We start from the raw sequence: 9926 nt of genomic DNA, 5'->3' as shown, positions 1-9926 counted from the left end.
CCTCAATATACACTCCCAAATGTCTACCATAGGCGATAATGGATGAGAGATGTCGTCAAGACCTGATGAACGAGAGCAGGTCGGGGTTGAGGAYATCCGCATGCGTGGTGAGCATGCCATGGGGATAGCCGGGATAAGTCTTCAGCGACCCGTTCTTAAGCAGGTCGACCGCACGCGGCACGGAACTTGCGAACGGAACGACTTGATCAGCCTCGCCATGCATCACCAGCACCGGCACGGTGATCTTCTTGAGGTCTTCGGTATAATCTTCGAGCCAAGAGTCGACAGTCGCGTAATGAGCGAGGGCACCGCCGGCCATGCCTTGGCGCCACCAGTTCGCAATGATCGCCTCCGAAGGCTTCGCCCCATCCAGGTTGTAGCCGTAGAACGGATTCTCAGGGACGAAACGGTAGAACTCCGACCGGTTGCCCAGCACGCCTGCCCGGATCGCTTCGAACCACTCCGGCGGTTGACCGGACGGGTTGTCCTCGCTCCGGTACATGTTCGGCGTCAATGAAGCGACCAGCGCCGCCTTCGCGACGCGTTCCTGGTGGCGAGCGACATAGCGCGCCACCTCACCGCCACCTGTGGAGTGGCCGATGTGGATCGCGTCGCGCAGGTTGAGGTGTTCAGTCAGGGCCGCGAGGTCGGCAACCCAGTGGTCCATGTCGTTGCCAGTGCTGGGCTGGTCGGACCGGCCGTGGCCGCGCCGGTCGTGGGCGATCACCCGATAGCCGTGGCGAAGGAAGAAGGTCATCTGGGCGTCCCAGTCGTCCGCTGTCAGCGGCCAGCCGTGGCTGAAAACGATCGGCTGGCCTGAGCCCCAGTCCTTGTAGAAGATGTTTACGCCGTCTGTGGTAGTGATCGTGGGCATTGTTCAGCTCCTTTAGATTAGCCGCGGATGAGAGTCATCGCTCGCTGGCGCGGCGTTCCAGCGATGATCCGGTAAACTAAGACGACCAGTCGTCTATTAATTGGTCAAAATGTTTAACTCAGCAGAGAGGGCAAAACAAAGCGCTCGAAGCTGTCGAAGGGCGCCCGGCTACGTTCGACCTTGGCCCGCATGACCGCCCCTTCGAACGTGTCAATCAGCGCGACGGCAAGCTGCCCTGGATCCTTTCCGGCCGACAATTCCCCTTTCTCCTGCGCTTCCCGCAAGCATGAGGCGAGCGCGGCCGACCACTCGCGATAGATCGCCGCAAGCTTGATCCGCACATCCTCGCTCGTCGGCGTGACCTCCAGTGCCATGTTCCCGATCAGGCAGCCGACCGCGTAACGGCGGCGCTCGTGAAACTCGGCAAGCCCGGCGAAATAGCGCGCGATGCGCGACAAGGGCGGCGTCCGGCGTTGATTCAAAATGGCCCCATACTCAGCRACAACCGCCTCCCAATATTCGGTCAATACGGCGACGGCGAAGGCTTCCTTGCTGTCGAAGTAATTATAGAACGAACCCTTGGGCACGCCGGCTGCCGCGGTGATCTCCTGCACGCCCGTGGCGTTGAAGCCGCGGGTGCTCACAAGGTCTCCCCCTTTTTCCAGGAGGCGCGATCGCGTTTCAGGATTGGCTGGTCTAGGCATGGGTTAATATATGACCGGTCGTCTTATTATCGTCAAGCAGTTTTTTGGTGTGGGCATCGGTTCGTCCGGTTGAACTGCGTCTCCAGCCGCTGAAACTACCGGATAGACGAGGCATGCCGTTGACGCCGTCCAACGCGCTCTTGGCTGCTCGCGGGGCGGGTTCACCAGTAAGCTTCACTGCCTGGCTGACGCCCTCGGACGACCGCTCGCTTTCATCCTAACCAGCAGCGAAGCGACAGACTGCAAGGCGTATGATGCATTAATCGGCTTGCCCGAGCGCACGCCCGACGCCCTGCTCGCAGACAAGGGATACGATGCCGAGGCCATTCGTGCCGACCTTGCCGATCGGAAGATCGAGGCCGTCATTCCAGGTCGCTCAAATCGTCGCGTAAAAATCGAGCATGACCGCGCTCTACAAGCAGCGTAATCGCATCGAACGCATGTTCGGTCAGCTGAAGGTCAACCGCGCCATCGCCACCCGCTACGACCAACTTGGCCAGCAGTTTCCTCGGAATGGTCCATCTCGCCACCGCCAGATACTGGCTCAAATTTGTCCACGCCGCCTAGGCTAGCTGTCATCCTTCCAGATCACCCGCCGCACCATGCGGATTTCAACAAGCCGCCTCACGCGTATCTTCATGCCCTCCAATGCGCTTGGCAGCAGGATATCCACGTCGAGCTCGCGGCGTTTGCACCGCTCGCAACGCATGTGCCGGGCCACGTCCCAAAACGGAATGTCCCCGACGAGCTTGGCGAGGTCCCCCGGCAGGTAGTGGCGGGTGATGTTGCAGTTGATGCAGCGGACGCGGATCAGCTGCCCGACCTCATGCGCTCGGCACAAGGTCTGCACAAGGCGGCGCGGTCGTCTGCTCTGTTCCGGCATGGCCAAAAATAGGAACCTATTCCTCGCCGAGTCAATTCGCTCTTGACATTTTCGTTCCCTTTTTGTTCACTGGCCATGCAGCGTTTGGAGGAATTGCCGTGGATCGCATTGTCACACTCAACAGCCGTCAGGAGGCCGCCCTCCAGGCCCATGCCGAGGACTTCATCGCAGTCTACAAGGGCGACGTGATGAAGGCGCTCAAGGAAATGATCGTGCTCAACGGGCACCTTCAAGAGCGGCTCGACGCGCTCTCGGCCCCGCGCAGAGCGAGCAGCTAGGGGAGGGACCGCAAATGGCCACGATGCACCTGGACGCTGAATCCAAAGCGGAGTTGCACGCCGAAGCGGAGAAGCTCATAGCCCGCTACGAAAGCCCGCTTGAGACCGTGAAGGCGCTGATGGCCTACAACTGCGAGCTTGAGACCCAAATCCTCGCTCTCGCCCATAGGTATCCGGGGCTGGTGGCGATCAGCTACGACCCTACGCCGCCCATAGTCGTGTGATCGCCATGACGCGCCTGGCAGGGTGAATGCCGCTTATTTGAATTGGGACGAGTCGAAGCCGGCGATAGCAGCGCTCTTCCGCTTGGCGCCGTTCAACTTCAGATCGGGCTTGCCCGTAGGCCGTTGCTGGCAGGCGCCTGTTGATCCATGCCAAATCGCAAGATCGGTCGAGCGCGCCATATCCCGAAGGGCCTAGCTGATGTCGCCACGGAGGACGAGACGGTGAAGGCGGCACTTGAAAACTACCATGCCCGGATGCAGCGGGTGCTGGACCACATAGACCGGCATCTCGACGACGATCTGGGTCTGGAAGCACTGAGCGGCGTCGCGGCGTTCTCGAAATACCATTTCCACCGGCAGTTCATGTCCACCTTCGGCTTGTCCGTGCATCGCTATGTCCAGCTCGCCCGCATGAAGCGCGCTTCGTACCGGCTGGCCTACACGGATGCCCAAAGCGTCACGGACATAGCGATGGATGCCGGTTACGACGCACCGGATGCCTTCGCCCGCGCCTTTCGGCAACGGTTCGGGCAATCGCCGTCGTCGTTCCGGAAGTCTCCCGAATGGGAGCCGTGGCTTGCGGCCTTCGGGCCTCTCGACAACGCCAGGAGCAAGCTCATGCAGAAGACTTTTACCACCGACGACGTGACGATCCGCGATGTGGCCCCGACGCCGGTGGCGATCATGCAGCATCGGGGCGACCCTGCGATGCTCGGCGCCACCATCCAGCGGTTCATCGCCTGGCGCAAGGCCGCCGGCCTGCATCCCAGGACAAGTCCGACCTTCAATGTCTGGCGTTCCGAGAGGCGTCCTGCGTCGCCTGCCGATTACAGCGTGGACCTTTGTGTCGGGACCAGCCAACCGATCGAGGCGAACGACGAACACATGAAGGCGGGCGTGATCCCCGGCGGACGCTGCGCGGTGCTGCGTGTCGTCGGCAACACCCACAATCTGGAGCCTGCCGCACTCTACCTCTATCGCGACTGGCTGCCGGCCAGCGGCGAGGAAGCGCGCGACTTCCCGATCTATTGCCAGCGGCTGAGCTTCGTCCCGGAGGTGCCGGAGCATGAGACGGTCGCGGAGCTATTCCTGCCGCTGAAATAGAACCGCTCCCATCACATCTCCGGCGGCTCCACCAGCGAGACACCGTTCAGGCCGGCGATGATATCCGACAGCGCCGGCACGAACTTCTTGCCATGGCCGGTCGCGACCGCGGTGGCAAAGCCGTTGCGCACCGCCGCACCGATCGGGTTGGCGACATCGGCGGCCTGGGCGAAAGAGGCGAGATAGGTCATGTCCTTGAGCGCATTGACGATGGCGAAACGCTGGGCGTTCTCGTTGCGGGTCAGCACGAAATCGAAGAAGGCCTGGTAGAAACCGCAATCCATGCGGCTGCCCGAAATGACGCTGTTGAAGACCTGCGGCGTCAGCCCGGCCTTGGCGCCGAGCGTCAGCGCTTCCGAATAGATCGCCGAATAGCCCATCGAGACGAAATTGTTGAGCAGCTTCATCGTGTGGCCGCTGCCGGTCGGGCCGGTGTGGACGACGCGCGCCGCAAACGCCTCGAGCACCGGCCGCGCGCGGGCGATCGCCTCGGCTGGGCCGCCGACCATGACGTCGAGCTTGCCCTCGGCCGCTTCCTTGGGCGTGCGCGCCAGCGGTGCATCGATCAGCGTCACGCCAAGTGCCGCGAGGTCAGCCGCAAGCGCTGTCGTCGAGGATGGATTGGAGGTCGAGCAGTCGATGACCAGCAGCGGCTTGCCTGCCGCGGCCAGGCCATCCGGCCCCTTGACCAGCATTTCGACCTCGCGCGAACCGGTGACGCACAGGATGACGACATCGCAGGCGGCGGCGAGCGCGCGCGCGCTTGCCGCTTCGGTGGCGCCGGCTGCGATCAGCCGGTCGGCGGCGGTGCGGCTGCGATGCACGCAGACCGCCAGCGGCCAGCCCTTGCGCAGCAGATTGTCGGCCATGCCGGCGCCCATGCTGCCCAGACCAATGAAGCCTATGCGTTCTTTCATGCAATCCTCCAAATGGCCCACGTTGGCGGGCCGCATTTCGTCACCTTGCGGCGGGCACCTGTCGATGCAATCCTTTGAAGAAGAATCGGCCGTTGCCGAAGAATCGGACCGGAGGCCGTATCCCCCGATGGCGGAGCCCATGCTTTTCGATGCCATACCGCAAGCGCCCAATCTGCGGACCGGGCTCGTCAACACGCTGATCGCGCAGATCGAATCCGGCGACCTGGCGCCGGGTCAGCGCCTGCCGACCGAGCAGGAGATCGTCGCCGCCACCGGCGTCAGCCGCACAGTCGTACGCGAGGCGCTCGCCGCACTGCGCGCCCGTGGCCTGATCACCACGCGCCAGGGCCTCGGCGCCTTCGTCGCCAAGGATCCGCTGCCGAGGACCTTTTCCATCCTGCCGGACGATCTTGAATCGATCGACGAGGTGCTGCGCGTGCTCGAACTGCGCATGGGCATCGAGGTCGAGGCGACCGGGCTTGCCGCCGAGCGGCGAAGCGATGCGGCGCTCGAGCAGATGGGTTCGCGGCTGGACGCGCTGGAGGCGGCGGTGCGCGCCGGCGGGTCGGGCTCGGAAGAGGATTTCGGTTTCCATCGCGCCATTCTCGCGGCGACGCAGAACGCCAATTTCACCCGGCTGTTCGACACCTTCGGCAGCGCCATGATCCCGCGCCAATGGATACGGCTCGACCGGATGACCCTGCCCGAGCGGGAGAAATACCTGGCACGCATGCAGCGCGAGCACCGCGCCATTCTCGCCGCAATCGAGGCTAGGGATGCCAACGCGGCACGGCGCGCCATGCGCAGCCATCTGACCAAGAGCTATGCCCGCTTCGAGGAGTTGCGCGACAGGGCAAGCCACGACTGAGCACTTGCCGCTCATCCCGCCACGCCGAGATAGAGTTCGCGCATCAGCGACATGTCGCGCAATTCGGCGATGGGTCCCGAGACGACGATGCGGCCGTTCTGCATGAGATAGCCGCGCGACGCGACGGAGAGCGCCAGGCCGGCATTCTGCTCGACCAGCAGCACAGAAGCGCCGAAGCGCTCGCCGATGCCGAGGATGATCGCCTTGATCTCCTTGACCAGCAGCGGCGACAGCCCGAGCGACGGTTCGTCGAGCAGCAGCACGCGCGGCCCCGTCATCAGCCCGCGCGCAATGGCCAGCATCTGCTGCTGGCCGCCGCTCAGCGAGCCGCCCTTGTCGCGCCGCTTGGTGGCAAGGATCGGGAAGAAGGCAAGCATGGTTTCGAAATCGGCTTCCACGGCGGCATCGTCACGGCGCGCATAGGCGCCGAGACGCAAATTCTCCTCGACGCTCATCTCGACGAAGATCTTGCGCCCTTCCGGCACCAGCACGACGCCGCGCCTGGCCATGACATCGGCGGCAAGCCCGGTCACCTCGGCACCGTCGAACGAAATGCTGCCGGCGCGCGGCCGGATCAGCCCGGCGATCGCCTTGAGCAGCGTCGACTTGCCGGCGCCGTTGGGGCCGAGGATGGTGACGATCTCACCCGCCCCGAGCGTCAGCGAAACGCCGCGGTTGACGATGGTCGGCCCGTAGCCGGTGACGACATCGGAAACGGCGAGCAGGTTCACAGATCGCCTCCCAGATAGACTTCCAGCACCTTGGGATCGGCAAGCACCGCCTCGGTCGGCCCATCGGCGATCTTGGAGCCGAAATCGAGCACGGCGAGGCGCCGGCACAGCATCTGCATCAGCTTCATGTCGTGGTCGATGACGCAGACGGATATGCCGTGGCCGGGAAGCTGGCGGACGAGACCTACTAGAGCGGTGGTTTCGCGGTCGTTGAGGCCTGCGGCGGGTTCGTCAAGCAGGAGCAGCGACGGCCGCGTGGCGAGCGCCAGCGCAAGGCCGAGCAGGCGCAGGCTGCCGAACGGCAGCACGCCGGCCTTCTCATTGGCAACCGCGCTCAGCCCGACGAAATCGAGCAGCGCCTGCGGCGTCGGCCATGGGTTGGCGGTGCCGCCAGTCCCCACATGCTCGCCGGCGATGCGGACATTCTCCAGCACGCCAAGTCCGGCAAAGGCCATCGCCTGCTGGAAGGTGTAGCCGATGCCGGCCCGCGATATGGCATACGGCTTGAGGCCGGTGATGTCCTGACCGCGGAACAGCACGGTGCCGCCGCTCGGCCGGTGCACGCCGGTGACGACATTGAACAGCGTGGTCTTGCCCGAACCGTTCGGACCGACGACACCAAGGATTTCACCCTCTTCGATGGCGAGGTCGACGCCTGCCAGTGCGGTGACGCCGCCGAACTGCTTGCTCAGGCCGCTGATCGCCAGGATCGGGCTCATCGCCGCGCCTCCGAGGGGGTCGCGTTGCGCTCGCCAGTCTCCGGTTTCGGCTTGCCCGACAACACTGCACGAAGTGCGTGCACTATGCCGCCGATCAGGCCGTCGGGCAAAAGCATGATCACCGCGATCAGGCAGACGCCGTAAACGATGCGCGACTGGACCGGGTCGAGGTTGAGCACTTCCGGCAGGAAGGCGACCAGGATGCCGCCGGCGAGCGGTCCCTCGATCAGGCGGGCGCCGCCGATCATGACCATCAGCGCCAGGTAGATGCTGGGGAAGGAGGAAAACTGCGACGGCGAGATGTGGCCGAGGAAATAGGCCAGCAGCACGCCGGAGATGCCGGCAAAGACGCCGCTGACGACGAAGGCGCCGATCTTGTGCCGGCCGACATTGATGCCGAGCGAGGCGGCAAGCTTCTCGTTCTCCCGGATGGCCCGCAGCGTGCGGCCATAGGACGAGTTGATGATCGCCCAACTCGCAACCGCCGCGGCCGTCACGAAGGCCACCACCATCAGGTAATAGCGCGTCAAATCGCTCATATCGGCGCCGAACAGTGTGACCGGGCCGGCGAGGTCAAGTCCTGTCGCCGCACCCGTATAGTCGCCGCCATTGGTGAGCACGATGGCCAGCAACTGCCCGAAGGCAAAGGTCATGATGACAAAATGGTGGCCGCCGACCCGCAGCGACGGAATGCCGACGATCATCGCGAACACGGCACTTGCCAAAGCCGCCGCCGGCAGTGCTGCCCAAAACCCGACGCCAAAGTCCCGCGCCAGGATCGCCGCCGCATAGGCGCCGACGCCGACCAGCGCCGCGTGCCCCATCGACAGGATGCCGGTCTGGCCGAACAGCACCGACAGGCCGTAGAGCGCGATCACATTGATGCCGGCCGAGATCGCCAGCGACAGGAAGCGGTTGCTCGGCGAGAACAACGGCACCAGCGCAATCAGCGCCAGGATGACCAGCACCGGCAGCAGCGATCGCAACGCCTTGAAGGTGGAACCCCCGCGATCCTGGTGGAGGCCTTCCTTCATGACGCCATCCGGGGTCCGCTGGTGCCGCCGAACAGGCCGTGCGGGCGAACGATCAGCACCAGGATCATCAGGGCGAAGGAATAGGCATCGGTCCATTGCGAGAAGCCGTAGCCGGCGCTGAAGCCTTCGACGATGCCGAGGATGAGCCCGGCGGCGACGGCGCCATAGATGTTGCCGAGCCCGCCGATCAGCGCCACGGCAAAGCCCTTCATCACCATGGTGCCGCCGGTGAACGGCGTGATCGGAAACAGCGCGATCAGCAGCGCCCCGCCGAGCCCGGCCAATGCACTGCCGAGCACGAACACGCCGGTGATGTAGCGGCGCACCGGAATGCCCATCAGGGCCGCCGTATCGCGGTCCTCGACGCTCGCCCGCAAGGCACGGCCGTAGCGGCTTGCCGTGATCATGCGGAAGCTGAGCGCCACCACGGCAATGGTGATCGCGATGACCATGACCCGCACCGAGGCGATGCGCACGCCGCCGACCTCCCAGACCGTGGTCAGCGGGCGCGGAATGCTCTTCTGGTTGGGGTTCCAGAACAGCACGACGACATGCTGCAGCACGACGATGAGGCCGAGCGAGACGATGAAGCCATTGGTCGGTCGCTCCAGCGTGAAGCGGAAAAGGCCGCGCTCGAGGATGTAGCCCATCAGCCCGACCGCCAGGATCGCCAGCACCACCGCCAGCGGGAAGCCGAGGCCGGCGCTGACCGCAAGCCAGGTGACGATGCCGCCGATCATCAGGAATTCGCCATGGGCGAAGTTGATGATGCCGGTCAGGCCGAAGATCAGGGTGACGCCGATGGCGATCAGCGTAATCACGCTGGCGATCGAAAGCCCGTTGAGGATCTGCTGTATGAAGATGTCCACGGCTCGCTTCCGCTGTTGACGTGGTGGGCGCTGTTGACGTGGTGGCCGGCGATCCGGCCCTGCCTGCATTCCGAGAGGCATGAGTTGGCGGCGCGATGACGACGCCGCCAACTCATGGCACGGGTTGGCCAGATCAGCTCTTCGGCGCTTCAGCCGGTGGCTGTTGCATCGAGCAGGAGATGGCGCCGCCGGGTGCCGCGGCGCAGACTTCGGTGGCATGGGTGACCTGATGGGTTGGATTGAAGGTCAAATCATCCGAGACGACGCCCTGATGGTGCAGGGTCAGCAGCGCCTCGACCGTCTTGTCCGGATCGAAGCTGCCGGCCTTCTCCCAGGCTTCGGCGAGGAAGTGGACATAGTCGTGGTAAAGCAGCGACACCGACGAGGTCACGCCGTGCGGCGCGCCGGCGTCGAAATAGGCGTCGAAATAGGCCTTGGCCTTCGGGTTGGACGACTCGCCCCAGCATACCGGCACGCAGCTCATCGCCACCGGCACGTCGGCCGAAAGCTGCTTTTCCTTCCAGATGCCGGGGTCGACGCCGAACAGGAAGTAGCTCTTGGCGGCTCCCAGTTCGAGCGCCTGCGGCAGCGCCGTCAGCGTTGAATCGCCATTGTACCAGAAGTGGATGATATCCGGATTGAGGCTCTTGGCCCGCGTCAGGAACGGCGAGAAGTCGGTCGTGTCAGGCGGATAGAAGATGATGTCGGGGACGTCCTGTCC

General features: G+C 64.2%; 13 protein-coding genes and 1 pseudogene. 5 read left to right on the top strand and 9 right to left on the bottom strand.

Annotated elements, in window-relative coordinates; translation table 11 throughout:
* Positions 1–55 precede the first annotated feature (55 nt).
* Complete coding sequence (locus tag ACXJ7R_RS16390; protein WP_457152748.1) at positions 56–874, bottom strand: alpha/beta fold hydrolase; 819 nt, start codon at positions 872–874, stop codon at positions 56–58.
* A gap of 113 nt (positions 875–987) precedes the next feature.
* The gene (locus tag ACXJ7R_RS16385; protein ID WP_457152747.1) at positions 988–1518 is read right to left on the bottom strand and encodes a TetR family transcriptional regulator C-terminal domain-containing protein; all 531 of its coding nucleotides are present in this window, start codon (positions 1516–1518) and stop codon (positions 988–990) included.
* Between the two features lie 190 nt (positions 1519–1708).
* Between ACXJ7R_RS16385 and ACXJ7R_RS16380 the strand changes: the two are divergent.
* A pseudogene (locus ACXJ7R_RS16380) lies at positions 1709–2145 on the top strand (IS5 family transposase); the annotation flags it as partial.
* Position 2146: 1 nt separating this feature from the next.
* On the opposite strand, the gene ACXJ7R_RS16375 reads toward ACXJ7R_RS16380, so the two are convergent.
* Positions 2147–2461, bottom strand: a complete 315-nt coding sequence (locus ACXJ7R_RS16375; protein WP_457152750.1) for a hypothetical protein — start codon at positions 2459–2461, stop codon at positions 2147–2149.
* A 98-nt stretch (positions 2462–2559) separates the two neighbouring features.
* Between ACXJ7R_RS16375 and ACXJ7R_RS16370 the strand changes: the two genes are divergently transcribed.
* The 3 genes from ACXJ7R_RS16370 to ACXJ7R_RS16360 all read left to right on the top strand — a co-directional run bounded on the left by ACXJ7R_RS16370 (position 2560) and on the right by ACXJ7R_RS16360 (position 4067).
* Complete coding sequence (locus ACXJ7R_RS16370; RefSeq protein WP_457152746.1) at positions 2560–2739, top strand: hypothetical protein; 180 nt, start codon at positions 2560–2562, stop codon at positions 2737–2739.
* A 14-nt stretch (positions 2740–2753) separates the two neighbouring features.
* Positions 2754–2963, top strand: a complete 210-nt coding sequence (locus ACXJ7R_RS16365) for a hypothetical protein (protein ID WP_457152745.1) — start codon at positions 2754–2756, stop codon at positions 2961–2963.
* A gap of 222 nt (positions 2964–3185) precedes the next feature.
* Positions 3186–4067, top strand: a complete 882-nt coding sequence (locus tag ACXJ7R_RS16360; protein WP_457152749.1) for an AraC family transcriptional regulator — start codon at positions 3186–3188, stop codon at positions 4065–4067.
* A gap of 11 nt (positions 4068–4078) precedes the next feature.
* Here the strand turns inward: ACXJ7R_RS16360 and ACXJ7R_RS16355 are convergent, their stop codons facing one another.
* Complete coding sequence (locus ACXJ7R_RS16355; RefSeq protein ID WP_457152744.1) at positions 4079–4984, bottom strand: NAD(P)-dependent oxidoreductase; 906 nt, start codon at positions 4982–4984, stop codon at positions 4079–4081.
* A gap of 127 nt (positions 4985–5111) precedes the next feature.
* Here ACXJ7R_RS16355 and ACXJ7R_RS16350 point away from each other — a divergent pair, with 127 nt between their 5' ends.
* On the top strand, positions 5112–5852 hold the full coding sequence (locus ACXJ7R_RS16350; protein WP_184871733.1) for a FadR/GntR family transcriptional regulator: 741 nt from the start codon (positions 5112–5114) through the stop codon (positions 5850–5852).
* Between the two features lie 11 nt (positions 5853–5863).
* Here ACXJ7R_RS16350 and ACXJ7R_RS16345 read toward each other — a convergent pair whose 3' ends face one another.
* From ACXJ7R_RS16345 to ACXJ7R_RS16325, 5 genes are all read right to left on the bottom strand, one after another.
* Positions 5864–6583, bottom strand: coding sequence for an ABC transporter ATP-binding protein (locus ACXJ7R_RS16345; protein WP_457152743.1), 720 nt, complete (start codon positions 6581–6583; stop codon positions 5864–5866).
* Positions 6580–7302: an ABC transporter ATP-binding protein gene (locus tag ACXJ7R_RS16340; RefSeq protein WP_457152742.1), complete on the bottom strand. Its 723-nt coding sequence runs from the start codon at positions 7300–7302 to the stop codon at positions 6580–6582. Before ACXJ7R_RS16340 ends, ACXJ7R_RS16345 begins: the two co-directional genes overlap by 4 nt.
* A complete protein-coding gene (locus ACXJ7R_RS16335) occupies positions 7299–8336 on the bottom strand; it encodes a branched-chain amino acid ABC transporter permease (RefSeq protein WP_457152741.1) in 1038 nt (345 codons plus the stop codon). The genes ACXJ7R_RS16340 and ACXJ7R_RS16335 overlap by 4 nt, the downstream gene beginning before the upstream one ends.
* Positions 8333–9205 (bottom strand): ABC transporter permease subunit, encoded by an 873-nt coding sequence (locus tag ACXJ7R_RS16330; protein ID WP_184871729.1) that lies wholly within the window; start codon positions 9203–9205, stop codon positions 8333–8335. The genes ACXJ7R_RS16335 and ACXJ7R_RS16330 overlap by 4 nt, the downstream gene beginning before the upstream one ends.
* 133 nt (positions 9206–9338) lie before the next feature.
* Positions 9339–9926, bottom strand: a 588-nt coding sequence (locus ACXJ7R_RS16325; RefSeq protein WP_457152740.1) for an ABC transporter substrate-binding protein, incomplete at its 5' end; no start/stop codon positions are given.

It is taken from the genome of Mesorhizobium sp. P5_C1 (assembly GCF_054049815.1).
This window is presented reverse-complemented; position numbering and strand designations above follow the sequence as displayed.

Coding starts and splice junctions, on each gene's coding strand:
- ACXJ7R_RS16375 (WP_457152750.1), bottom strand. CDS start 2,461: ATGCCGGAACAGAGCAGACGACCGCGCCGCCTTGTGCAGACCTTGTGC.
- ACXJ7R_RS16365 (WP_457152745.1), top strand. CDS start 2,754: ATGGCCACGATGCACCTGGACGCTGAATCCAAAGCGGAGTTGCACGCC.
- ACXJ7R_RS16355 (WP_457152744.1), bottom strand. CDS start 4,984: ATGAAAGAACGCATAGGCTTCATTGGTCTGGGCAGCATGGGCGCCGGC.
- ACXJ7R_RS16350 (WP_184871733.1), top strand. CDS start 5,112: ATGGCGGAGCCCATGCTTTTCGATGCCATACCGCAAGCGCCCAATCTG.
- ACXJ7R_RS16340 (WP_457152742.1), bottom strand. CDS start 7,302: ATGAGCCCGATCCTGGCGATCAGCGGCCTGAGCAAGCAGTTCGGCGGC.
- ACXJ7R_RS16335 (WP_457152741.1), bottom strand. CDS start 8,336: ATGAAGGAAGGCCTCCACCAGGATCGCGGGGGTTCCACCTTCAAGGCG.